The 24,388-nt window shown below is 45.9% G+C and carries 32 protein-coding genes; 10 read left to right on the top strand and 22 right to left on the bottom strand.

The window, feature by feature from the left end:
- Positions 1-434: 434 nt before the first annotated feature.
- A complete protein-coding gene (locus Q338_RS05300) occupies positions 435-2,228 on the bottom strand; it encodes a DUF294 nucleotidyltransferase-like domain-containing protein (RefSeq protein WP_034292778.1) in 1,794 nt (597 codons plus the stop codon).
- 138 nt (positions 2,229-2,366) lie between these two features.
- Here Q338_RS05300 and Q338_RS15325 point away from each other — a divergent pair, with 138 nt between their 5' ends.
- From Q338_RS15325 to gyrB, 9 genes are all read left to right on the top strand, one after another.
- Positions 2,367-2,498 (top strand): hypothetical protein, encoded by a 132-nt coding sequence (locus Q338_RS15325; RefSeq protein WP_280517566.1) that lies wholly within the window; start codon positions 2,367-2,369, stop codon positions 2,496-2,498.
- 25 nt (positions 2,499-2,523) lie between these two features.
- Positions 2,524-2,688, top strand: coding sequence for a thioredoxin domain-containing protein (locus Q338_RS15425; RefSeq protein ID WP_342345607.1), 165 nt, complete (start codon positions 2,524-2,526; stop codon positions 2,686-2,688).
- Positions 2,688-3,191, top strand: a complete 504-nt coding sequence (locus Q338_RS05305) for a glutathione binding-like protein (RefSeq protein ID WP_345968882.1) — start codon at positions 2,688-2,690, stop codon at positions 3,189-3,191. Before Q338_RS15425 ends, Q338_RS05305 begins: the two co-directional genes overlap by 1 nt.
- Positions 3,192-3,209: 18 nt before the next feature.
- Entirely contained in the window at positions 3,210-3,677 is a 468-nt protein-coding gene (locus Q338_RS05310) for a hypothetical protein (RefSeq protein ID WP_034292780.1), read from the top strand.
- Positions 3,668-3,832, top strand: coding sequence for a hypothetical protein (locus tag Q338_RS14395; RefSeq protein WP_156961038.1), 165 nt, complete (start codon positions 3,668-3,670; stop codon positions 3,830-3,832). The genes Q338_RS05310 and Q338_RS14395 overlap by 10 nt, the downstream gene beginning before the upstream one ends.
- Entirely contained in the window at positions 3,813-4,322 is a 510-nt protein-coding gene (locus Q338_RS05315) for a hypothetical protein (protein WP_051968506.1), read from the top strand. The genes Q338_RS14395 and Q338_RS05315 overlap by 20 nt, the downstream gene beginning before the upstream one ends.
- A gap of 38 nt (positions 4,323-4,360) precedes the next feature.
- Positions 4,361-4,642 (top strand): hypothetical protein, encoded by a 282-nt coding sequence (locus Q338_RS05320; RefSeq protein ID WP_034292782.1) that lies wholly within the window; start codon positions 4,361-4,363, stop codon positions 4,640-4,642.
- Positions 4,643-4,727: 85 nt separating this feature from the next.
- Entirely contained in the window at positions 4,728-5,042 is a 315-nt protein-coding gene (locus tag Q338_RS05325) for a hypothetical protein (RefSeq protein WP_034292784.1), read from the top strand.
- Between the two features lie 80 nt (positions 5,043-5,122).
- Complete coding sequence (gene gyrB, locus Q338_RS05330) at positions 5,123-7,531, top strand: DNA topoisomerase (ATP-hydrolyzing) subunit B (RefSeq protein WP_034292839.1); 2,409 nt, start codon at positions 5,123-5,125, stop codon at positions 7,529-7,531.
- 56 nt (positions 7,532-7,587) lie between these two features.
- On the opposite strand, the gene Q338_RS05335 is transcribed toward gyrB, so the two are convergent.
- The 18 genes from Q338_RS05335 to Q338_RS05420 form a co-directional block, all read right to left on the bottom strand.
- The gene (locus Q338_RS05335; RefSeq protein WP_034292786.1) at positions 7,588-8,118 is read right to left on the bottom strand and encodes a GNAT family N-acetyltransferase; all 531 of its coding nucleotides are present in this window, start codon (positions 8,116-8,118) and stop codon (positions 7,588-7,590) included.
- Positions 8,119-8,144: 26 nt separating this feature from the next.
- Positions 8,145-10,745 carry a DNA translocase FtsK gene (locus Q338_RS05340; RefSeq protein WP_034292788.1) on the bottom strand — a complete coding sequence of 867 codons (2,601 nt, stop codon included), beginning with the start codon at positions 10,743-10,745 and terminating at the stop codon, positions 8,145-8,147.
- Between the two features lie 362 nt (positions 10,746-11,107).
- The gene (locus Q338_RS05345; RefSeq protein WP_034292790.1) at positions 11,108-11,602 is read right to left on the bottom strand and encodes a TlpA disulfide reductase family protein; all 495 of its coding nucleotides are present in this window, start codon (positions 11,600-11,602) and stop codon (positions 11,108-11,110) included.
- Positions 11,602-12,006: an acyl-CoA thioesterase gene (locus tag Q338_RS05350; protein WP_034292792.1), complete on the bottom strand. Its 405-nt coding sequence runs from the start codon at positions 12,004-12,006 to the stop codon at positions 11,602-11,604. Before Q338_RS05350 ends, Q338_RS05345 begins: the two co-directional genes overlap by 1 nt.
- Before the next feature lie 63 nt (positions 12,007-12,069).
- Positions 12,070-12,432, bottom strand: coding sequence for a hypothetical protein (locus Q338_RS05355; RefSeq protein ID WP_034292794.1), 363 nt, complete (start codon positions 12,430-12,432; stop codon positions 12,070-12,072).
- A 41-nt stretch (positions 12,433-12,473) separates the two neighbouring features.
- Positions 12,474-13,409 carry an MlaA family lipoprotein gene (locus tag Q338_RS05360; protein WP_034292795.1) on the bottom strand — a complete coding sequence of 312 codons (936 nt, stop codon included), beginning with the start codon at positions 13,407-13,409 and terminating at the stop codon, positions 12,474-12,476.
- A 4-nt stretch (positions 13,410-13,413) separates the two neighbouring features.
- Positions 13,414-13,713, bottom strand: coding sequence for an STAS domain-containing protein (locus Q338_RS05365; protein WP_034292797.1), 300 nt, complete (start codon positions 13,711-13,713; stop codon positions 13,414-13,416).
- 3 nt (positions 13,714-13,716) lie between these two features.
- Positions 13,717-14,304 carry an MlaC/ttg2D family ABC transporter substrate-binding protein gene (locus Q338_RS05370; protein WP_034292799.1) on the bottom strand — a complete coding sequence of 196 codons (588 nt, stop codon included), beginning with the start codon at positions 14,302-14,304 and terminating at the stop codon, positions 13,717-13,719.
- 310 nt (positions 14,305-14,614) lie between these two features.
- The gene (mlaD, locus tag Q338_RS05375) at positions 14,615-15,115 is read right to left on the bottom strand and encodes an outer membrane lipid asymmetry maintenance protein MlaD (protein WP_034292801.1); all 501 of its coding nucleotides are present in this window, start codon (positions 15,113-15,115) and stop codon (positions 14,615-14,617) included.
- Positions 15,116-15,128: 13 nt separating this feature from the next.
- A complete protein-coding gene (gene mlaE / locus Q338_RS05380; protein WP_377896431.1) occupies positions 15,129-15,908 on the bottom strand; it encodes a lipid asymmetry maintenance ABC transporter permease subunit MlaE in 780 nt (259 codons plus the stop codon).
- A 55-nt stretch (positions 15,909-15,963) separates the two neighbouring features.
- Positions 15,964-16,569 (bottom strand): hypothetical protein, encoded by a 606-nt coding sequence (locus tag Q338_RS05385; protein ID WP_034292803.1) that lies wholly within the window; start codon positions 16,567-16,569, stop codon positions 15,964-15,966.
- Between the two features lie 62 nt (positions 16,570-16,631).
- Positions 16,632-17,477, bottom strand: coding sequence for an ABC transporter ATP-binding protein (locus Q338_RS05390; protein ID WP_034292804.1), 846 nt, complete (start codon positions 17,475-17,477; stop codon positions 16,632-16,634).
- Between the two features lie 169 nt (positions 17,478-17,646).
- Positions 17,647-18,405 carry a twin-arginine translocase subunit TatC gene (gene tatC / locus Q338_RS05395; protein ID WP_034292806.1) on the bottom strand — a complete coding sequence of 253 codons (759 nt, stop codon included), beginning with the start codon at positions 18,403-18,405 and terminating at the stop codon, positions 17,647-17,649.
- A complete protein-coding gene (gene tatB, locus Q338_RS05400) occupies positions 18,402-18,917 on the bottom strand; it encodes a Sec-independent protein translocase protein TatB (RefSeq protein ID WP_034292808.1) in 516 nt (171 codons plus the stop codon). The genes tatC and tatB overlap by 4 nt, the downstream gene beginning before the upstream one ends.
- A gap of 4 nt (positions 18,918-18,921) precedes the next feature.
- Positions 18,922-19,134 carry a Sec-independent protein translocase subunit TatA gene (tatA, locus tag Q338_RS05405; protein ID WP_034292810.1) on the bottom strand — a complete coding sequence of 71 codons (213 nt, stop codon included), beginning with the start codon at positions 19,132-19,134 and terminating at the stop codon, positions 18,922-18,924.
- A 49-nt stretch (positions 19,135-19,183) separates the two neighbouring features.
- Complete coding sequence (locus Q338_RS05410) at positions 19,184-19,507, bottom strand: histidine triad nucleotide-binding protein (protein ID WP_034292812.1); 324 nt, start codon at positions 19,505-19,507, stop codon at positions 19,184-19,186.
- A 61-nt stretch (positions 19,508-19,568) separates the two neighbouring features.
- The gene (locus Q338_RS05415) at positions 19,569-19,889 is read right to left on the bottom strand and encodes a phosphoribosyl-ATP diphosphatase (RefSeq protein WP_034292814.1); all 321 of its coding nucleotides are present in this window, start codon (positions 19,887-19,889) and stop codon (positions 19,569-19,571) included.
- Positions 19,890-20,076: 187 nt separating this feature from the next.
- Positions 20,077-20,982: a formate dehydrogenase accessory protein FdhE gene (locus Q338_RS05420; RefSeq protein WP_034292816.1), complete on the bottom strand. Its 906-nt coding sequence runs from the start codon at positions 20,980-20,982 to the stop codon at positions 20,077-20,079.
- 122 nt (positions 20,983-21,104) lie between these two features.
- On the opposite strand from Q338_RS05420, the gene Q338_RS05425 reads away from it, so the two are divergent.
- Complete coding sequence (locus Q338_RS05425) at positions 21,105-21,857, top strand: hypothetical protein (RefSeq protein ID WP_034292817.1); 753 nt, start codon at positions 21,105-21,107, stop codon at positions 21,855-21,857.
- An 81-nt stretch (positions 21,858-21,938) separates the two neighbouring features.
- On the opposite strand, the gene fdhD is transcribed toward Q338_RS05425, so the two are convergent.
- The 3 genes from fdhD to fdxH all read right to left on the bottom strand — a co-directional run bounded on the left by fdhD (position 21,939) and on the right by fdxH (position 24,379).
- Positions 21,939-22,727, bottom strand: a complete 789-nt coding sequence (gene fdhD, locus Q338_RS05430) for a formate dehydrogenase accessory sulfurtransferase FdhD (RefSeq protein ID WP_115723662.1) — start codon at positions 22,725-22,727, stop codon at positions 21,939-21,941.
- 76 nt (positions 22,728-22,803) lie between these two features.
- Entirely contained in the window at positions 22,804-23,463 is a 660-nt protein-coding gene (locus Q338_RS05435; protein WP_034292822.1) for a formate dehydrogenase subunit gamma, read from the bottom strand.
- Between the two features lies 1 nt (position 23,464).
- Entirely contained in the window at positions 23,465-24,379 is a 915-nt protein-coding gene (gene fdxH / locus Q338_RS05440) for a formate dehydrogenase subunit beta (RefSeq protein WP_034292824.1), read from the bottom strand.
- Positions 24,380-24,388 lie beyond the last annotated feature (9 nt).

The following is a 24,388-nucleotide window of genomic DNA, read 5'->3' on the forward strand; positions in this document are numbered from 1 at the left end:
TTGGTGCGCACAGCGCACCCTACATTTCGGGGCGACAATTTTTCAGGCAGCCTTTCATTACCCTACAAATTTCTGCCGACCACCCATCTATTCCCTCTCCTTTGGGCATGGGTATCTACACATCTTTTTTGAGATTATGTTGATTGTTTTTCAACAAAAATTTCAAAACAAGCTGACAAAATCTCGCCGTGTTACGCGTGATTTTGAAACTAAAATTAAGGGCTATTGAATTGATATTTCAAATAACCTTTTAATTTTATTGTAAAAAGATGTGTAGATACCCATGCCTTTGGGAGAGGGTAAAACAGTTAATGTACCACGATTTTTCCCTCTCCCCAGCCCTCTCCAAAAGGAGAAGGAGCCAGATGGTGGTATCTCAACGATTACGGGCAATATTTTATTTTTGTAGGGTAACAAAAGGCAGCCTGAAAACATCAAGTATTCAACCGAAAATGCATTCTGATGATGTTTTTAAACCGCTTCACCACTTGCAGCGCGTCTTTCAACAAATCGCGTTCCATGGTGGACAAACTGTCAATGTCCAACTGATTGGGCGCAAGCACCTTGCCATCGTGCAAACACGCCAAACCCGCTTTCAAACGCATATCCATCAAATAGCGTTGCGCTTCCGCCAAATCTTGAGCAAATTGCGCGTCCAAAACATTCAATTGCGCCAATTTTTGAATGCGCTCAAACGTATTCGTTTCACTCACCTTGTTTTCCAAACTCAAAGCGCGAATGCCGTGAACCACGGGAAACAAACCCATTTTTTTCACGTCCATGTTTTCTTTTTCATTGCGGTGCAAAATGCGCGAGAAAAAGCCCTGTTCATCGCCATCAAACTGCTCCACCGCCCGCGCAAACGCCATCAGCATGCCCACATCATTGTTTAAAAATTGGCGCACATACTGATTCACTTCGTCCAAATAAGCAGGATTGCCCGCCACCACACGCGAATCCAAAAAAATCGCCAAATTCATCATATTATCGCCTGTGGCTTTTCGCGCCCACTCGCCCACCATTTTCTTGAATTCAGGCAAAGGTTTACGCCACATCGGATTGCTCACCATAATATTGCCCTTGCACGGCGGATAACCCAATTGCGCCAATAATTCAGAAAATTTTAAGGCTGCCTGTTCTGCCATTGCCAAATCTGCATTTTCACTTAAAATCAAAGCATTGTCTTGGTCGGTTTTCAACACTTGCTCGCCGCGCCCTTCCGAACCCATCACAATCAAACAAGATTGTTCATACAATTCAGGCGGCGCAATCATGCGCCACGCTTTTTCAAACAGGCTGCTATTTAAAACCTGCATAAGCTGCGCCAACTGTGGTGCACGTAAACCATTGTTACGCAAAACCAAAATGGATTGCGTCATTTGCGCCGCAATGCCATTTAAATCTTCCAGCGTGGTCGCGCTTTCCAAGCGTTGGGCAACCAAATGGCTGTGATTGGACAAATACGCCAACACGTCCACCTGTTCCAATACGCCAATCACTTCGCCATTGTCCAGCACCACCAAACGCTGCACCGAACATTGCATCATTTTCAATAAAGCATTGAATACAAAATCATTCATATCAATACTGATTAAATCAAACACCGCCCATTTGTGCGCAGGGTCTTGCGGCGAACCGTGATTCAACAGCAATTCACGAAACATGGATTCGGTCAGCAAACCCACTTGATTATTATGATGAATCAAAACAGATTTACTTTTGTGCTCCTTCATTTTTTGAGCAACCATGAGTATCGTGTCGCTGCCGTCCAGCCACACCGCTTTTTTGCGATACGCATCGCGCACATACGCACTAAACAAGCCTGTTAATTCATTTTCATTCAAATTGGCAAATTTTTCCGCCACCGAAGCATAAAAATATGCCCCAAAACGCGGATTGTCTTCAATGATTTTTTGCACGGTGCTTTTGGGAATGCTGTACACAAGGGCTTGTTCTGCCACCACAAATTGATGTTGGCTACTGCCTTCAATCAGGGCGCGCGCGTCAAAAGTATCGCGGGCGCGGTACACCGCCATCACTTCGCCTTCGGTGTTTAATTCCTTGATTGCGCCTTTAATCACCACATACAAATGTTCAATTTTTTGTTGCGGCTGGATAATCACTTCATCATCGTTGAAAAACACGATGTCCACCGATTCTTGCAACATTTGCCGTTGCACATGATTCAGCGAAACATAGGGCGCAAAACCAAAATCAAATCGTTCCATATTGTTTTTCCTTCTGAAAATTGGGCGAATAAGGGCAAATTCGGGTATAATATCAGAATATTTTTCAGGCAGCCTGAAAAAATGTTTACACAATAAAATCAAAAATTTTATCTTTCAGGCAGCCTGAAAAGCGAGCGAATGATGCTGACTTTACACATTGATTTCAACCAGATCCAAATTCATCATAACGGCGTTGCCCTTAACCATCGCGGCACATTCAGCAACAGTCGCATGATTGTGGCGGATTTTGAGGCATTTCAGGCAGCCTGAAAAAATCAAAGAAAGCGAAAACACAATGCTTACCCTATTTGCCCTAAAACAATCACGCGCTTACCGCATTGCATGGTTATTGGAATTGCTGGGCGTGGATTATCAAGCGGAAACTTTGGAACGCGACCCAACAGCAAACTCGCGCCCGAAAGTCTGCGCCACATTCACCCGCTCGGCAAATCGCCCCTGATTCAAGACGGCGAGCAAATCATCGCCGAAAGCGGTGCGATTTGCGAATACTTGTTGGCGAAATTTGACGCGCATGGCAGCTACCAAATCGCGCCTGACCATGCCGATTATTGGGCGTATCGCCAATGGCTGCATTATGCCGAAGGTTCGTTGATGCCCCTGTTGGTGATGACTTTGATTTTCCGCAAAATTGACGCGACCCCAAAACCGTTTTTCGCCAAACCCATCGCGCAGAAATTGACGGACGGTGTGCGCCAAAGTTTTCTGAATCCGCAAATCAAATTGCATTTGGATTATGTGGAACAACAACTGAACGGCAAAACATGGCTGGTGGGCGACAAAATCACAGCGGCTGATGTGATGATGTCTTTCCCTTTGCAGGCTGCCAGCTCACGTGCCCCGACTGCGGATTATCCGAATATTGCCGCTTATGTCGCCCGAATCGCAGCCGAACCGCATTATCAGCAAGCCGAAAACAAATTGGGAAAATTAACGATTTTGTGATTGTTCAGGCAGCCTGAAATGCAAAAAACAATTTTGATTTTATTGGAATATTTTTTTGGCACAGTCATTTTGTTTTTCATATACCAAAGCTCGGAGCATTATGTGCCTGTTTTGTTGGTATGGCTGATTTATGTGTTGTGGCAAACAATAAAATGGCGCAAAAAGATTTTCAGGCAGCCTGAAAAATATTTGGCTTGGGGATTGATGTTGTTGTCGCTTATTTGGCTGATTTATGTGAACGAAATCAATTTGATGAACCACAGAATATTGAAAAGCCATGTGGGTTTAGCCCAACAAGGTGCGGCACATTCTGAACTTTTTTCAGAAACCAATCCCCAAAAATTGCCGCCTGAATTTTCCGTGAAAAAGCAAAATGGACAAATTCAAATCATGGAATATCGCAAAAGAAATTGGCTGTTTTTATTTGATGATTGTTTTGAACGATACGATTTTCAGAAACACGTGTTTCAGGAATATTGTCAGTAAAGTTTTCAGGCAGCCTGAAACCGCGTAGGGTGCGTACCACGCACCGAATTTGCCACGATTTGAAATTTTTGGTGCGTGATACGCACCCTAACATAAGAGCCACGATTTTCAGGCAGCCTGAAAAGGAAAACAAGCATGAAAACAGCATGGATTAACCCATTTATCATGATAGCCATGATGTTCAGCCCAAACATCATGGCAAAAACGGTCAAATTAACAGGTGTAGCGACTTGCCAATTTGACATGACCAACGACACAGATTATTGCAGCCGCTCAAACAAAGCCCAATATCGCCGTGCATTGGCAAATCAAAAACCCAATTTCAATCGGCATTATATTTTGTTGGAGGTTAAACCGCGTGCTTATGCCGCAATAGACACGCGAAATGGCGTGGTTTATCCACTTTTTCACACGATTGAAGACCATGAAAACGGTAAAAAAGCCAAAATCCAATTCAGCGTCAATGAACCGCAAATGTGTGTGTGGGGTGTCGCAATGGCTTATCAAAGCGTTATTGCTACCGATGATTATGGCGAAGGGGCAAACAAAGGCAAAAATCCCGTGTGTTTCGGCATATTCCGCGATGAATATTCGCCCAAATATGGCTATGAATTTCGCCACGACTGGACAACACCCAAAAAATAAAATGCGGTATTTTCAGGCAGCCTGAAAGGAAAAAAATCATGCTCAATTTAAGCCCCAAACAAAGAAAATGGTTGATGTACGGCAATGTTGTTTTGGCAATGATTTTGCTGATTGTGCCGTTTTATCGTTATGAGCGTTGGTATTTTGCCGTCATCATGTCGGGTTTGAATGGCGGATTTTATTTGAGCGTGGGTTTGGCGTTGTATTTTGCCGAGCATAAAAACCGATTATCCGCAAAACAATGGCAATATTTGCTGGGCTTGATATTGGCGATATCGATACTTGGCACTTTGGGGCAAATATTTTTACCGCGAAATTAGCGCGTAGGGTGCGTCCCACGCACCGAATTTGCCACGATTTGAAAAGCCGCCATTTTCAGGCAGCCTGAAAAAAGGTCAAACAATCATGTTAAAAAAATTACGCAACAAAATCATCAATCAAAATAAAGTTGAACCCCTCACGCCCGAACGACAAAAATCCTTGTTGATATCGGCAATCGTGCTGGGTTTGCTGATTTCGTTGGCAGTTTGGACATCGGGTTTGGGCATATTTGCCAAAAGCATTTGGGTGTTTGCGGTCATCGGTATCAGCGTGAGTACCGCCATTTACGCCGCCGCCAACCACAAATTATCCGATAAACAACGCCAGCGTTGGCACAATACCAATTTGTTTATTGCCTCGCTTTTGGGATTTATTTTGGTATGGATACCGAAAAATTAGTTTCAGGCAGCCTGAAACATATTTCCCAAACAAAAAAATTTTATTTTAATCAATTTAATCAAACAGAAACCAGAAACACCATGACAGAACAAACGCAACAAAATCCCCAAGAATACGGCGCAGACAGCATTCAAGTATTGGAAGGCTTGGAAGCCGTCCGCAAACGCCCTGGTATGTACATTGGCGACACCCAAGACGGCTCGGGTTTGCACCACATGGTGTTTGAAGTGCTGGACAACGCCATTGACGAAGCCCTAGCAGGGCATTGCGACCAAATCACGGTCGCCATCAACGCAGACGAATCCATCACCATTGAAGACAACGGACGCGGCATCCCCACAGGCATACACCCCAAAGAAGGGCGTTCCGCCGCCGAAGTCATCATGACCATACTCCACGCAGGCGGCAAATTTGACAACAACAGCTACAAAGTATCAGGCGGCTTGCACGGTGTGGGCGTGTCGGTGGTAAACGCGCTTTCAGACTGGCTCAAACTCACCATTTGGCGCGAAGGCAAAGAGCATTTCGTGGAATTTAAACGCGGCGACACCGTAGAACCACTCAAAGTGGTGGGCGAATGCGCCCCCGAAAAACACGGCACGCGCGTCCAATTTCTCGCCAGCGAAGACACTTTTGGCACGGTGCAATACAAATTTGAAACGCTCGCCAAACGAATCCGCGAATTGTCTTTTTTAAACAATGGTGTAAAAATTGAATTGCTCGATAAACGCGATGGCAAAAGCGAAAACTTTGCTGAAAGCGGTGGCGTGGTCGGCTTTGTGCAATACACCACAGGCAGCAAAAAACCCTTACACGACAAAGTGTTCTACGCGATTGGCGAAAAAGATGGCATGACCGTAGAATGCGCGATGCAATGGAACGAAAGTTACCAAGAATCCGTGCAATGTTTCACCAATAATATTCCGCAACGCGATGGCGGCACGCATTTAACCGCCTTGCGCCAAGTCATGACACGCACCATCAACCAATACATTGAAGCCAACGAAATCGCCAAAAAAGCCAAAATTGACACATCAGGCGATGACATGCGCGAAGGTTTGACTTGCGTGTTGTCGGTTAAATTGCCCGACCCAAAATTCTCTTCACAAACAAAGGATAAGCTGGTTTCCAGCGAAATCTCGCCTGTGGTAAACGAGGTTTTGTCGCAAGCCTTGCACGATTTTTTGGAAGAAAATCCCACCGATGCGAAAATCATTTGCGGCAAAATCGTGGAAGCCGCCCGCGCCCGCGAAGCCGCCCGCAAAGCGCGTGAACTCACACGCAGAAAAGGCGTGATGGACGGTTTGGGTTTACCGGGGAAATTGGCGGATTGTCAGGAAAAAGACCCTGCATTATCAGAGCTTTATCTGGTGGAGGGCGATTCGGCAGGCGGTTCGGCAAAACAGGGGCGCGACCGCAAATTCCAAGCGATTTTGCCGCTTAAAGGCAAGATTTTGAACGTGGAACGGGCGCGCTTTGAACGCATGCTTGCCAGCCAAGAAGTCGCCACGCTGATTACCGCGCTTGGCACGAGCATTGGCAAGGAAGAGTTTAATCTGGAAAAATTGCGCTACCACCGCATCATCATCATGACGGACGCGGACGTGGACGGCGCACACATTCGCACGCTGTTGCTCACGTTTTTCTATCGCCAAATGCCTGAATTGATTGAGCGTGGCTATGTTTACATCGCCCAGCCGCCACTCTACAAAGCCAAGCACGGCAAAACGGAACGCTACCTGAAAGACGAAACGGAAAAAGACGAATTTTTGTTGAGTTTGGCTTTGGAAGGCGCGAAATTGGTTTCAGGCAGCCGCGTTTTGGAAGGCGCGGAATTGGCGAAAATCGCCAAGCAATTTTTGCGCGCCCAAAACACGATTGCCGAAGAAAGTCGTGTGATTGATGGGGCGGTGTTACGCGCTTTGATTGACATTGAAACCATTGATTTGAGCAATGAAATCAATGCGAAAAAGGCGGTGGACGCGCTTTCAGGCTGCCTGAAAAATCAGGAAATCGCTTTGGAATATGTGGTGGGCAACGATGGCGGTCATTTCATCAAAATCACGCGCCAGTTGCACGGCAATGTGGCGATTTCCTATCTTGACCAAAAATTTGTGGACAGCAAAGCCCACCAAGTCATTCGCAAAACGGCTGAACAGCAGCGCGGTTTGATTGGCGAAAATGGCGCACAATTACATAAAAATCAAGATGTTCAAGATGTGAAAGATTTTGAGCAGGCTTTGAACATTTTGTTGCAAAACGCGCAAAAAGGCATGATGATTCAACGCTATAAAGGTTTGGGCGAGATGAACCCCGAGCAGCTTTGGGAAACCACCATGAACCCCGAAGTGCGCCGTTTGCTCAAAGTGCGGATTGAAGACGCGATTGCGGCTGATGAAATTTTCGTTACGCTGATGGGCGATGAAGTGGAGCCGCGCAGGGCGTTTATTGAAAGCAATGCGCTTGTTGCTCAAAATATTGATATTTAATCAGAAAAAATGTTTCAGGCAGCCTGAAAATCAAATTCAGGCTGCCTGAAATGTTTTTATGTTCTCGGTATCGTGCGAATGGGATAGCAATAAAACGCAAACGGTCGCAGCAAAGCCACATATTCCGCCGCCGTCAAATCGCCCTGACACACCAGCACATCAGACCGCAAACCGCGTTCAGTATAAACAAAATCCGCATGGCGAAAACCGTGTCGCGCGTAAAATCGCTCACGTTGCGTTTCATGCCCATCGGGCAGGGGCAAATTCAATGCCAATCGGTGTTTGGGAAAACGCTGTTTGAGCCAATCCATCATCAATCCGCCATAACCGCGTGAGCGATATGGTTGCGCTACGGCACAATAGTAAATAAAAACAATGTCTTTACCGAGCAGCAGATACAGCCAGCCGCGCAATTCATCGTTTTCCAGCAAAGCCCAAAATTGCACATTGGGGCGCAAGGCATTGAGTTGCAAAATCCAAAAGGGCAAAGGTTTGCTGTATCCAAATGCTTGATAATAAATCAATTTGGCAGCCTGAACATGGGGCGAAGTCAAACGCATTTGCTCAAAATGGATTGCACGATTCATGTTTTCAGGCTGCCTGTTGATATGACTTACTCTTTAGCACGCAAAATCCGCCGCGTACCATTGCTTTCTACCGATGACACAATGCCCTCGTCTTCCATCTGCTGCATAATATTTGCCGCACGATTGTAGCCAATCCGCAGCGCACGTTGCAAAGACGAAATAGACGTTTTGCGCGATTCCAAAACAAAATCCACCGCACTATCAAATAATTCATCTTTATCCGATGGCACTTTACCCAACATATCTGGCGGTAAAAATTGCTGATTTTCCAAAACGGCTTCGCCCGTCAGCAAACCTTCTACATAATTTGGTTCGCCTTGCGCCTTGATAAACGCCACCACATCATGCACTTCTTCATCGCTCACAAATGGGCTTTGCAAACGCGTAGGCGTGGCATTACCAGGCGACATAAACAATAAATCGCCATTTTTCAGCAAATCTTCCGCGCCCATCTCGTCCAAAATTGTGCGGCTGTCAATTTTACTGTGCACGGTAAACGCCATGCGGGTCGGCACATTCGCCTTAATCAAGCCCGTAATCACGTCCACGCTGGGGCGTTGCGTGGCAATAATCATGTGCATACCCGCCGCGCGTGATTTTTGGGCAATGCGTGTGATTTGAACTTCCACCGCTTTTTTCTCGGTCATCATCAAATCTGCCAATTCATCAATCACAATCACGATTTGCGGCAAAACTTGCAAAGGTTCAGGCTCATCACGATTGAGACTAAATGGATTACTAATCGGTTCGCCCGAATCAATGGCAGCCTGAACTTTCGCGTTATAACTCGCCAAATTGCGCACGCCCACATGCGACAACAAACGATAGCGTTTTTCCATCTCCGCCACGCACCAGTTCAACGCATTGCCCGCTTCACGCATATCCGTAATCACAGGACACAACAAATGCGGAATGCCCTCATAAACCGACAATTCCAACATTTTCGGGTCTATCATAATCAAGCGCACTTCATCGGGCTTGGCTTTAAACAGCAGCGACATAATCATCGCATTCACGCCCACCGATTTGCCCGAACCCGTCATGCCGCCCACCAAAACATGCGGCATTTTCGCCAAATCCGCAATCGTTGCGCCGCCAACAATATTCGCCCCCAAAGAGACCGTCAGTTTAGATTCACTTTCATGGAAAATCTTATGCCCCACAATATCGCGCAACAAAACATTGCGGCGCACTTCATTGGGCAACTCAATCCCCATCGTGTCTTTGCCCTGAATCGTCTCCACCACCCGCACCGATTCCACCGCCATAGAACGCGCCAAATCTTTCGCCAAATTCGTGATTTGACTGCCTTTTATCCCCTTGCTCGGACGAATTTCAAAACGCGTAATCACAGGTCCACGAAACGCGTTCACAATTTCCACCTTAATGCCAAATTCCGCCAATTTTTCCACAATCAGCTCACTCATTGGCATCAACATTTCTTGGGTAATGACTTCCTGCTCGTCCTGATTTTCAGTCAGCAAATTCACGCTGGGCAACACATATTCCTGCGCCTGTGCCAATTTCGCCAACTCACGCTCCAACACGCTGGACGCAACGCCAGACGATGGCTGCTCCCCTTGTCCCACAAGCCCATCAACGGCGACGTCGCTGGTGGCGACTGCGTTGGATTTCGTGGGTTTCGCTTTTTTCTTGGGCGTGATTTTTTCGGTGGCTTTGCCGACCAGTTTTTTCAGGCTGCCTGTGGGTTTTGGCTCTTTTTGTTCTTTTTTTTCAACTGGTTTATCAGAAGATTGTTCTGTGGATTTGGCAACAGGTTTGTCTGTTTTATCCACATTTTCCGTGTTTTTCTCACGTTTCAGGCTGCCTGAAACGCGTTTGAGCCAAGGTTGTTTAATCTCTGCTGCTTTGGGGGCAATCGTGTCGCCCTCTGAATTATCTGAATGGCGTTCAAGAATATAATCGCGGATTTCCTTGATTTTTTTCCACAGCTCGCCGCCCAATTCCCGATACGAAAATTGCACCATCAATTTAAAACCCGCCACCAACACCACACCCAACACAAATAAACTACCACCACGCCCCAAATACATCAAAAATACATCGGTCGTGTTTTTGCCTACCCAGCCGCCCGCGTCATCTTGCAACATAAACGATAAATCATCTTCCCACAACAAGCGTTCCACCACAGGCATAAAAAACAAAATAATCGCCAAACCAATGCCAAACAATACCTTACTGTGCGCTTCATCTTGCGAACGCATGTGGCGGAACAGCCAAACCAAACCACCCGCCACCAGCCACCACGCCGACAAACCCAAAGACGCATACGCCAAATCCGCCAAATACGCTCCCGCCAAACCCGCTTTGTTGTACACCACGCCCGTATTCGGAATATTGCGCAGGAAAAACAAAGACGGGTCGCGGTTATCAAAAGTCGCCAACGCCAAAGCAATATAGCCCGTAACCCCCAACACCAACACCCAAATCGCGCCATGCAACATCGCATTTTGCTTTTTCGCAGGCGATGGCGCAGGCGCGGGGGTCGCCACGCTGCGAATGGCGTCCGAATGTTCGGCTTTACGTTTCACAGGTTGGCGTTTTTTGGGTGTAGGGGTTTGCAATTTGGGGCGGGCGGCTGGCGTTTTCTTTTTTGGCTCGGACATGATAAATCACAGAGTTAAAAGCGGCTGCCTGAACAAAACAAACCTTCAGGCAGCCTTTAAAAGGGAATGACAAAATGAGATTGTATTATAACGGATTTGTGGGCGAATTTTAAGCGTTTCAGGCTGCCTAAATGCAGATTTTTGTGTAAAAAATCACGTTTCAGGCTGCCTTTCATTACCCTACAAATTTTTGTCTACCGCTCATCTGTTCCCTCTCCTGTGGGAGAGGGTTAGGGAGAGGGTAAAACTAGCAATACTCAACAATTTTTCCCTCTCCCAAAGGAGAGGGGGTTAGATTGCTGTATCTCAACGATTTCAGGCAGTATTTCATTTTTTGTAGGGTAGCGAAAGTCTGCCTGAACTTATTTCGCCAATTCCTTATCCACCGTTTGATACAAATCCGTAAAATTTGGTTCGCCGACAAAAGTTTGCAAAATTTCGCCGCGCTTATTAATTAACAAGCTGGTCGGGTACAACTCGCGTTTCACAAACGCCTGCGTAACCGCCCTATTCTCATCAAACATCACGTCAAACGGCAAAGCGCGTTGCTGCACATACGTTTGCACGGTCGGCAAGGGGTCTATTGGCACGGCAACGGCTAAAATTTGAAAATCCTTGCCCTGATAATCCTGCGCCATTTTGATTAATTTCGGCATTTCGCTCACGCAACCAGGGCAAGACGGATACCAAAAATTCAACAGCGTAACTTTACCCTGCAAACGACTGTTATCCACCTGATTGCCCTGCAAATTTTTCACCGCAAATTGCGGCGCACTCGCCCGATTTTCGCCCAACACAATAAAACCCACCAAAGCCAAAATCACCACCGCCAACACCGCACCAAACCATTTTTTCATCACATATTCTCCTGAATCATCAAATCTTTAAAATCTGCCAACACATTTTCAGGCAGCCTGAACACTTTGCCGTTTTGCGTGGGCATTAAGGTAACTTGCGCCAACGCCGCCACTTTCAGGCTGCCTGAAAGTCGCACCGTTTGCCGTAAAACCAATTGGCGCGACTGCACCGATAACACATTGGTTTCAATCAATAAAATATCATCATGCACCGCCGCATGACGATAAGCAATGTCTATGTGCGCCACCACCAACTGAATTTGGCGCAACACATCATGCCAACCCAATTCACGGAAATAATGCCAACGCGCTTCTTCCAAAAATTCCAAATAACGCGCATTGTTCACATGCCCATAGCCGTCTAGGTGGTAATTGTGAACGTGTATAGTGTGCGGAGAAATCATTTCAGGCTGCCTGCAAAATAAAAACAATACCGTAGTTTATACGGTATTGTTTTTTAAATATATTTAATTAATATCCAAAGGTTCAAACGGTTCACGTTCAATCTCTTCTTCTGCCAAATCAGTCGCAATGCTGGATACTTTCACATCAAACCATTCCGTGAAAATATCAATGTGCAAATCGGGCCATTCCGTTTCATCTTGCCACCAATCCGCCAATTCTGCGGCAAAAATGGTTTCCAAATTTGCTTCCACCGCATCCCATACTTCGTCCCAATTTTGGCAGGCGGGCAATAAGTAAGAATTTGAATCTTCTTGGATTTCTTCCAAAGTCAATTCGCCCACATCCACATCAGGCAGCCCTTTGAGCCAATACCAAAACGGTTCGCGTGGCACCACAATAATCACACTGCGATTGATTTCATACATGACTGTATTCCTTTGAATTAAATAAAAAATTTCATTTTAAATCAAAATGTGCCATATTGCCAAATTTGGCGCGACATGGGCGACAAATCGGTTGTCAGCTCTTCTCGTTCCCATGAAGAAACGGGCAAAACATCGGGCTGATGATGTTGCTTCATTTTGGCGACACGTTTTGCCTTGCTGCCTGCACCGCGTTGGGGCGCAACATTAGGCGCACCGCCATTTGCTGGGCGAATCGTGGTTTTCGCTTCAGGCGCAGGCATTTCAGGGTCAATCAATTCGTCAATATCAATCTCTTCCGTTGCCACGCCGATTTGCTTATTACGCGCCGTCATATACATATCGCGCATATAAGCATATTTGTCCATCGTGTCGGTTTTTTCCAACATATCTGTGAGCGGCAAATATTTCACGCGCGTGTCCACCGCCTTAACACCTGTTAATGCGTACCGCGCAATTTTGTCATGAATAATCGCTTTTTCAATGGGATACACCGACACAATCGCGCTGCCCACGCTATCGCGTACCGTAGACGGTCCCGTCAAAGGAAACACCAAATAATTGCTTTTTTTCCAGCCCCAAGACGCAAAAGTATCGCCCAAAGTATTCTTATTACTCGGAATACCTTCCTTGTCGGCAATATTAATCAAGCCGCCCAAACCCACCGTAGAATTGACCGTAACGCGTACCAAATCCGTACCCGCCTTGTTCAAATCGCCACGCAACACATTGCTGCCCAAGCTGACCACATCGCGCAAATTATCAAAAAAATTGCTCACGCCCTTTTGCACCACTTGTGGTGTGATTTTTTGGTAGCCACGCGCCACAGGTTTCATCACATAATGGTCGGCTTTTTCGTTAAAATTGAACATGCTACGGTTGTAGCGTTCATAAGGGTCGTTGGGATTGCGTTCCGCCACGCTGGCGCACGCATTCAATAGCAACAGGCTGCCCACCACAGAAACTGTTTTTAATTTCATCAAATTATCCTTCACTTGCCTGTTGCCATTCGTCCAAAGTGGGCAATTCGTATAATGCCGCCAAAGTTCGCACCGATTCAGGCACATTTACCCATTTCAGGCTGCCTGAAACATTTTCGCGCAACGCCGTCAGCAGCAATGAAATGCACGCGGAATCAGCCCGAACCACGCCACTCAAATCAAGCGCGTGAACTTCGGGCTGCTGGCACAGTTGTACAAACTGCTTAAAATCTTGGCGGGTCAGCGTTTGCACGCTGACCATGCCACGAATGGTTAAGCAGTCATTTTCAATGACCATTTGCATAATTTATCTACCGTTTTTTGCTCTCAAATCAGCAATTAAACCGTCAATACCTTTTTTGTTAATGATATCGCGGAATTGAATTTTGTAACCATCAATTGGGCTAACACCCGCAAAAGTTGCATTATAAATGCGGTATTTGCCATCACTTGGACGTGTCATGAATTGTGCATCAATCACAGGTTTACCCACAGGTGTAATTTTCGCTTGCACAATCACAGAATTACCACGTTTAACTGTTTTATCAGACACCTCCACTTTTGCGCCTTTGTAGGCAGACATGGCTTGTGCATACTGATTAATCAAACGATCTTTAAACAGCGTAACCAATTGTGATTTTTGCGCGGGTGTGGCTTTACGCCATGGCATGCCCACCGCCAAAGCTGTCATGCCTTCAAAATCAAAATAAGGCGCGGCATAGGCTTCTGCTTGACGGAGCACTTGTGCATTATTGTTGCCGTTGGCTTGATTCAAAATTTTCATCACTTCCACCGAGTTATTGCGTACTTGTGCCACCGCAGCAGGATTGGCAAATGCCACACTCATGCTCAGCACGCCAATGCTCAAAGCAGTTAAAATTGCAGATTTTTTCATGATTGTCTTCTTTCAAATAAAAATGGTTTGGGGAACTAACGCAGACTGCGTTACTGAAATCAGTCTAACATTTCAGGCTGCCTTGTGGGAAACAATCCATTTTCTTGTTGTGTATTTACAACATTTTTTAGATAGATTTTTACATTTTCAAACAGCGTAAAAATTCATTCAAACCATTGAATTATCAATACATTAATCAAACAAAACAAGGGGGCAACACGCATTGCCCCACATACAAATATTTGCAAAACTTCAGGCTGCCTGAAAATAAGATTACACGATAAATAGGGGTTTTCAAGCTGCCTGAAATTTATTGGCTGACCGCTTCAGGTTTGGCGGTGTCATCGGATTTTTTCTCGCCGCCCATATTCGCCACAAATTGATTAATCAAATTCTCCAACACCATCGCCGAGCTGGTTTCGGTAATCGTGTCGCCTGCATTCAACATGGCTTCGTCTGCGCCTTGCGTCAAACCAATGTATTGCTCGCCCAATAAACCTGAAGTCAGAATTTGCGCGCTCACATCGGTGCTGAATTTGTATTGATTGTTCACTTTCAGCGTTACTTTTGCCTGATAGGTTTCAGGGTCAAGCGTAATGCTTTCCACGCGCCCCACCACTACGCCAGCCGTGCGAATCGGCGCATTCGCTTTCAAACCACCAATATCGCTAAATTCGGCATACAAAGCATAAGTCGGATTGCCCGTCAAACCACCATTGCCGCCCGCCACGCGAAACGACAACACACCCAAAGCCGCCATGCCCAACAACACAAACACGCCTACCCAAAATTCCAAAACATTTTTTTTCATTATCATCAACCTATTATTCGGTAAACATAAACGCAGTTAAAATAAAATCCAAAGCCAAAACGGTCAAAGCAGACGACACCACCGTGCGCGTACTGGCGCGTAAAATCCCTTCCGCAGTCGGGCGACAATGGAAACCTTGATACACCGCAATCAGCGACACCGCCATGCCAAAAATAAATGATTTAATCAAACCATTTAAGACATCATATTGAAAAGTCATGCTTTTTTGCATATGCGACCAAAACACGCCCGCGTCCAAACCCAGCCATTCCACCCCCACCAAATAGCCACCCCAAATGCCCGACACATTAAAAATGCTCGCCAGCAAAGGCATGGACAACACGCCCGCCCAAAAACGCGGCGCAACCACACGCGCCACAGGGTTAATCGCCATCACATTCATCGCTTCAAGCTGTTCGGTGGTTTTCATCAAGCCGATTTCACTGGTCATCGCGCCGCCTGCGCTGCTAGCAAACAAAATCGCCGCCAACACAGGACCCAATTCACGCAACAAAGCCGCCGCCACCATAAAACCCAACACATCTGCCGATTTGAATTTTGCCAACTGGGTGTAACCCTGCAAACCCAAAACCATGCCGACAAACAACCCCGACACCGCAATAATCAGCACCGACAACACGCCTGAAAAATACATCTGCCGCACCATCAAACGCGGACGCAGAACCACCTGTGGCAACAAGGCAAAAATTTTCAGCAAAAACAAAACATTTGCACCCAAAATACGAATAAATGCCAATGTTTTTTTGCCTATATTTTGAATAAATTTTATCATAAATCAATTCTTTATCTTTATTATTCAGAATATTTCAGGCAGCCTGAAACACCCATCAATCATCAATCAGCCCATAATCACGCGCCAATTCTTCCTGCAAATAACCCAAACGTCTTTGTTCAAAATAATCAATAAATTGTGCTCGTGGTTTCAAACGCATATTGCCACAATAATGACGAATTTCCTGCGCCATCGCGGTGCAAAGCGGCTCATTTTGCTGGGTCAAATAATCCAAAGTTTCTTGCAAACCAAAACCCAGCGCAATTTCTGTGTCCACCATGTATAACTCATTGCTGCCATAGGCAAATTTACACGCTGCCAACACCAAAGTATCGTCCCAGTCCATGTGTTTGTACAGCATAAATGCCGCCATTGCCGTTTCTTTGCTGATGTCAAAACCAAATTCAAAACATTTACCATTTTCACGCAATAGCCAACGAATCAATGGTTTATCTTCCGCACAAAAATCGTCCGACAAAGCCAAAAACAATTGAATGCGCTCACGATTGTGTTTATCAAAAATTTGCGTTTCGCCATTCTCTTGAATCGGCAACACCGCCACATCTGCCAAAATTTGCTCGTCAAAATGCGCACGGCAACGCAACACCATTTCGCGCCATTTGGGGTAATCTTCTACGCAATCTTTTAATGTTAGTATCATTTTTTCAACTCACATTTTCAGGCTGCCTGAAATCTTAAATTGTTCAAAAAATTCATTTTTAATCAATTGGCGATACTGGGAGGCGGCAAGGGTGCAGACACGGAATGTCTGCCAAATAAATCTTGCTGCAAACCCATTTTGGCAGGATAGCGGAATGGCACAGGTCCTGTGGAAGCCCCAGAAATAAATTGTTGAACCCAAGGCGATTTTTCTTCCAACATCGCCGTCGTAGTGCCAGAAAACATAATCTCGCCCCGCGCCAAGAAAATCACTTGATCCACAATCATCAGCGATTTGGCAATATCGTGGGTAACCATCACGCTGGTAGAATGTAAGGCTTGGTTAATGCGATGAATTAATTCAGCAATCATGCCCAAAGAAATCGGGTCAAGCCCTGTAAATGGTTCATCATACAACATCAATTCAGGGTCAAGCGCAATCGTCCTCGCCAACGCCACACGCCGTGCCATACCACCCGACAGTTCAGATGGAAACAAATCTTCTGTGCCACGCAAGCCCACCGCATTCAATTTCAGTTTCACCAAATCGGTAATCACTTTTTCAGGCAGCTTGGTTAATTCGCGCATGGGAAACGCGACATTGTCAAACACCGACAAATCGGTAAACAACGCCCCCTGCTGAAATAATACCCCCATGCGGCGGCGGTATTCGTATAATTCTTCGGCGGAAAAAGTTGCCAAATCTCGCCCTTTAATCAATATCTTACCTGCAGTCGGCTGCAATTGCCCCGTAATCAAACGCAGCAAAGTTGTTTTACCACTGCCCGAACCGCCCATAATCGCGGCAAATTTGCCTTCTTCAATGGCAAAATTGACATTACTCAAAATTGGGCGGTCGTCATAGGCAAAAGCAACATTTTGGCATTCAATAAAGGGAACGGTTGTCATGGTTTACACGCGATAAAAATTTAATTAAATCAAAATATTAAAATTAAGACAAGCAAAACGGTGAATACGTATGCAACAATGTTGCATAAACGCGCATTCAGGCAGCCTGAAAAAAGTTGATTTTACCATTTTCAGGCTGCCTAAATCTAAAAAAATCTCAAAATGTCAATTATTCTGCTGATTTTTCAACAGATTTCTCGCCACCCATGCGGCACACCAACACGCCCAATTCGTATAACAAAATCATCGGCACCGCCAACATGATTTGCGACAAAACATCGGGCGGCGTGAAAATCGCAGCAATCACAAACGCCGCCACAATCACATATGGACGCGCCGCCTGCAAAGTCGCCAATGGCACCACACCCATGCGATTGAGCAACACCACCGCCACAGGCACTTCAAAAGTCAGCCCAAACGCCAAAAACATGGTCAAAATAAACGACAAATATTTGTCAATATCGGTCGCCATGCTCACGCCTATGGGGGTCATGCCTGCAAAGAATTGAAACATCACAGGAAAAACCAGAAAATAACAAAACGCCATGCCCGCCGCAAACAAACTCACGCTGGACAAAATCAGGGGCGCAATCAAGCGTTTCTCATTTTGATACAAAGCGGGGGCAACAAATGCCCAAATTTGGTACAAAGTATGCGGCAAAGCCAGCAAAAACGCCACCATCAACGCCACTTTAATCGGCACAAAAAACGGCGCAACCACATCGGTGGCAATCATGCTGGTATTTTCAGGCAGCACCGACATAAGGGGTTGTGCCACAAAAGAATAAAGTTGTTGTGCAAACGGCACAATCGCCACAAAACACAAGCCAATGCCCGCCACCGCCCACACCAAACGGCGGCGCAATTCCAATAAATGCTCCATTAGCGGCTGAGTTTGTTCAGGATTTTCCAATAATGGCGCACTCATTTTCTACTCCTTAATTTGGGCTGTGGACGAAAACGTGGGCGCATATCGCGTTTACGCAACATTGCTTGTTTTTTCAATGATTTAACATGTAAACCTGTTACAGGCGTAAAATCAGACAGCTCATCATTCAGGCTGCCTGAATAAATGGGTTGCCCATTTTCGTCCACCATTACACCAAAATCGGCAGGGGTTTTCTGTTCGGGCAAACGCTCCCACGCTGGCACATTGGCTTTTTCTGCCAATTCTTTGGTTTCATTTTGAATTTTTTGCTCAAAATCACGTAAATCCTTGCGAATTTCTTGCGCTGTGTCTTCCACATTTTGCTTGATTTTCGCCAATTCTGCGTAATCCGCTTGCGCTGCCAATTCACTTTTCACGCCAGCCGCCATGCGTTGAATTTTGCCCACCCACTCGCCAATAAAACGCGCCACTTTGGGCAAACGCTCGGGCCCGAGTACAATCAAAGCCACCACGCCTGCCAGCAGCATTTCTGTAAAACTGAAATCAAACATAGACTTATGCTTGTTTATCTTTATCGGCGGATTGGTGTTCAATCACATTGTCGTCTTTTTTCGCCGAGTCTGGGTTGCTACCTTTGTCCAAGCCTTCTTTGAAATCGTGGACTGCGCCACCCAAGTCTTTGCCAACATTGCGCAATTTTTTCGTGCCAAATACCAACACGACAATCACCAAAACAATAATCCAATGCCAAATTGACGTTAAACCCATAATTTGATTTCCTTATTTTAAAATTTAAATGTTTCAGGCTGCCTGAAAATTACGCAGGTCGCCCCATAATGTGAATGTGCAAATGAAACACTTCCTGACCGCCGCCTTTGCCTGTGTTGATTTGCGTTTTAAAACCGTTCGTTAAACCTGCTTCGGCGGCGATTTGCGGCACTTTGAGCATCATTTTGCCCAACAAGGTTTCATGTTCGAGCTGCGCGTGTGCCAGCGAATCAAAATGCACTTTGGGAATCAGCAATAAATGCACAGGCGCGGCAGGGTTGATATCTTTGAAACACAACATATTTTCGTCTTCATACACAATAGAAGACGGGATTTGTTTATCAATAATTTTGCAGAAAATACAGTTTTCCATATTCAGGCTGCCTGAAAAAGTGTGAAAAGCGTATTTTAATGGAAATCGGCAAATGTTGCGCTTATTTTTCAGCGCGACTGGCTTTTTCCACCAAACCCGACAAACCTTGTCGCCGTGCCAATTCCGCCAACACGTCTTCCACGCGCAAACCGTGATGGGCAAGCAAAATCATATTGTGAAACCACAAATCGGCGGTTTCGTAAATCAGGTGTTCACCGCCACCGTCTTTGCTCGCCATCAACACTTCGCCTGCTTCTTCAATGACTTTTTTCAGAATTTTGTCTTCGCCTTTGTGGAATAATTGGGCGGTGTAAGATGTTTCGGGGTCGGCGGATTTGCGTTGTTCTAATACGTTTTGGATTTCGCTTAAGATTTCGGACATTTTTGTTATTCCTTAATTTTAAAATTATTTTTTATTTTCAGGCTGCCTTTCGCTACCCTACCATTTTTACAAACACCCAAAATGTAGGGTGCGTACCACGCACCAAATCATTCAAATAATTGAAATTTCGGTGCGTAATACGCACCCTACATGAGTGTTGCCGTGTACTAAAAGGCAGCCTGAAACCTTATTCTGCCAATAAAAATGGATTGCGCCCGCCGCGCTGCAAACCTTCGCTGCTCAACAAAATATCCACCGCCAAACTCGCCAAATCATCGGCAATCGGGTCGGCATATTGCTGATTTGCCAGCAAAAATAATTTGCGATACGCGCCGCATTTGCCGCAACTTTCGCCATACGCGCCATGCAAAACGCCCTCTTCCACGCCGTCCACTTGTTGAAAAGCGATGGCTGATTGGTCGTTGCAGAACGTGCATTTGGCGCGTAAAGCATTCCAGCGCGAATTGCACACGCCGCAATGCAAATAGCGCAAACCCTCCCAGTCGCCACCGCTCAACACCACGCTGGCAACCGCGTCGCCGCCACAACAGGGGCAAACGCTGCGTTCATCTACGCTGGGTACGTCATCATCGCTTAATTGGCTTGCCCACGCTGTCCACGCGCATTGCAGGGCGGCGTGTAGCCAAATTCGGAAAACTTGTTCATTTTCAGACACTTCATCGCGCAAAACGCGTTTTGCCATCTCCAGCAAATCATCGTCTGAACGCGCAGCCAAATCATTTAAGGCAGCCTGAATCACAGGATTGACTTTACCGTTTAATGCCGCCAATAAAGTTTGCAAACTGTTGATAAATAAAGGGGGAATGTGCGTGCCATCACTTTTAGGCAGCCGTGTTTCGCCTGATTTTTCGGGCAACGCGCTGGTGGGCAAAATCGCATTCAACGCCACATCTTGCGCACGGCTCACTTCCGCCAACAACGCCAAATAATCGCGCCAACTGCTTTGGTCTGCCGCCGCCAATTCGTCAAAGCGAATGGCGCGTTCGGCAAAAATAGTGTGTTGTGGCGCAATAAAAAAGGGTTTGTAAAAGAAAGGTTTATTTTGGATTTGTTCTGGGGTTTGTGTGTTCATTGTTTTGTACTTTCTATGAATGTTCAGGCTGCCTGAAAAAGCTATTTCTTTATTTTAAATAAGCGATTATAATCAAAATCTTGTATTCAATCATTTAGGAAAATAATCATGAAAAAACCAATATGCTATTGTTGGTATGTTGCGGTATTTTAACAGCTTGTTCGGCTGCTGATGAAGCAATGTTTGACCCTGAAGCGAGCTATTTAAATGACAAAGTAGTCAGTAGCGTACCCAAATCGCAAAGTATTACAGTGGTCGGCTCTATGGTTGATGAAACAGGAAATTATCTGCCTGCCTATCCGTATCCAATGTATAAAAAAGCACATAAAATCGTCCATCTTTCGCCCGTCCCGACTAATTTAACGGTTCGCTGTGAAGCAGAATCGGTCAATTCAGGTGTACACGGCGGCTTGGTACGCTCTAAACGCTACGCCACAACCACCGTGAATTATCCTTTTCAAGCAGGCAAAACGTATCAAATTTTCTGTAATTTACAAATTCACAATAATTACAAAGTTGTGGTTCGCGAAGTTCCCGATGGTACTAAATTTCAAACCGTACGGTCTGCCGATTTCAAAACCAATCAACCCAATGACAGCAATCGGGTTCGCTTTGAAATCACAGGCAAATCCAGTCGCAGTTTTTGGCGTTTGGCGGGCAATGAATATATGGCAGTACGCAACTGGGACGGCAAATTAGGCGAAACAGCAGAATTAGCCGCACCATTAAATTCCGTAACGGTAGAATGCCAAACATCAAGAGACCGTATTACCGTGCCGCTCACAGGCAATTTCCAAGCAGGCAAAACCTATCGTTTGGCATGCCGCAAAAACGCACAAGGTTTGGTAGAAGCCTATGTAGCGGAAAGCAAATAATTTTATTGAATAAAATTCAGGCTGCCTTTACTGTTATTTGACAAAGTAGAACTTGTAAGGCAGCCTGAAAATTTTTTTTGATTATTCAATATATTCCACGCCCGAATACACCACAAATTGTTGCGGTTTGGCAAAACCAATCAGTGTCATATTCGCCTGCTCTGCTACGCGCACCGCCAAAGCAGTCGCCGCCGACACCGCCACCACGCAGCCCACCCCCAAAGTCGCCGCTTTTGCCACCATTTCATAACTGGCACGACTGGACACCACAATAAAACCATTTTGCTTATCTATTTGATTTTTGGATAAATAGCCCAATAATTTATCCAGCGCATTGTGTCGCCCAATGTCTTCAAAGGCAGCCTGAATTTGCCCGTCCACCACCCACGCCGCGCCGTGTAGCGAACCCGTTTGTTCACGCAAAGCCTGATGATGGCGCAATTCACTCACGGCTTGAGTAATGTGTTGGTTGGAAATTTTATCAGTTCGTTCAAGAGCTTGAATATCAGGCAATGCCGCCGTTAAACTGTCTATGCCGCACAAACCGCAACCCGTGCGCCCAGTCATGCTGCGGCGGCGTTCTTTCAACGCCACAAATCGCGCCGATGAAATCTCCATCTGCACCGAAATGCCCTGACAATCTGATTCTATTTGTAAATCATACAGTTGGCTAACATCCGTCAAAATACCTTCCGTCAGAGAAAAACCCAGTGCCAGCTCCGCCAAATCCTGCGGTGTTGCCATCAACACCACATGGGAAATGCCATTGTACACCAGCGCGATGGGAATTTCTTCTGCTAAAACATCGGTTTCAGGTTTCAGGCTGCCTGAAAATGTGTGGACGATTTGCGTATGGATTGGATTCATCATATTTTTTCAATAATAATTCAGGCAGCCTGAAAATGCGTACACATGGTTTCAGGCTGCCTATTTTCAATTCATTGGATTAATGTTCAGATGATTTAGAAGACGTTTCGCCATTTTCACGCGCTTTCGCCATTACTTCACGATACCAACGCGGATGATGTTTTTTCGCCCAAGTTTGCGTAACCACACCTTCTACCATAGCGCGAATCGTGCCTTTCACCCAAATCGCCGCGTAAACGTGAATAATAATCCCCGCAATCAGCGCAATCGCCGCACCCGCGTGCAACATCAACGCCAAACGAATCGCCCAAATCGGGAAAAATGCCGAGAAATACTCGCGCCACGCCAAAATGCCTGTGGTAAACAGCACAATCATACACGCCGTCATCAGCCAGAACATGCCTTTTTGACCGCCGTTGTATTTACCCACATCACCGACTTCATGACCGTTCAGAATTTCTGGGACGGCTTTCATCCATTTGATGTCTTCTTTATCAAAGAAATTGTATTTCCAATAGCGCAAAAATTGCACAAAGAAACCAATAAACATAATCACGCCAATAATCGGGTGAATAATCCGCGCCAACTGTGGTGTACCAAACACCCCAGTCAGCCAGAAAAATGCAGGATAGAAAAACGCCAAACCCGAAATGGCAAGCAAGACAAAACAACCCGCCACAATCCAGTGGTTAATGCGTTCGGCGCGTTTATAGCGTTGAATTAAGCGTTCTTTTGCCATTTTATGCGTCCTCTTCACGTTTTAAAATTTCGCCTTCTTTGCCAATCACTTCGCGCTCATCTTCATCGGCGCGGTTTGGGCCTACGGTGATGTAGTGCAACCAGCCTGTTGCCACCGCCGCCGCAATGCCGACAGTCGCCAATGGTTTGAGCAAGCCTTTCCACAATTTCACAGTGGTGCTGATGTGCGGATTTTCAGGCAGCCCTTTGTACAAATTCGGACGGTCGGCATGGTGCAACACATACATCACATGTGTACCACCCACGCCTTGTGGGTCGTACAAACCTGCTTTGTCAAAACCACGATTGTTCAAGTCTTTAATGCGCTCGGCGGCGACTTGTTTCATGGCTTCTTTGCTGCCAAACTGGATTGCGCCAGTTGGACAGGTTTTCACACACGCAGGCTCTTGCCCCACCGCCACGCGGTCGGAACACAAAGTACATTTGTAGGCTTTGTTGTCCTTTTTGTTAATGCGCGGAATATTAAATGGGCAGCCTGCAATACAGTAGCCGCAACCAATACAGTTTTCCTGATGAAAATCCACAATGCCATTTTCATACTGAATAATCGCACCGGGGGACGGACACGCTTTCAGGCAGCCTGGGTCGGAACAGTGCATACAACCGTCTTTGCGGATTAACCATTCCAATTTGCCATTTTCTTCGTGTTCCGCAAAACGCATTACTGTCCAAGAATCGGCAGTCAAATCAATTGGGTTATCGTAAACACCGTGATTGGTGCCAATTTCATCACGAATATCGTTCCATTCCGAACACGCCATTTGACACGCTTTACAGCCGATACAAGTAGTTACGTCAATTAATTTTGCAATTTCAATGGGTTTACGAACTTGTGGTGGTGGTGTGATGTCTGCAGTAGCAGAGCGGCGTTTGATGTCTAATGATTGTAAAGCCATTTTTCCGCT

It is taken from the genome of Alysiella crassa DSM 2578, from assembly GCF_000745955.1.
In the GTDB taxonomy this organism is placed as follows: Bacteria; Pseudomonadota; Gammaproteobacteria; order Burkholderiales; family Neisseriaceae; genus Simonsiella; species Simonsiella crassa.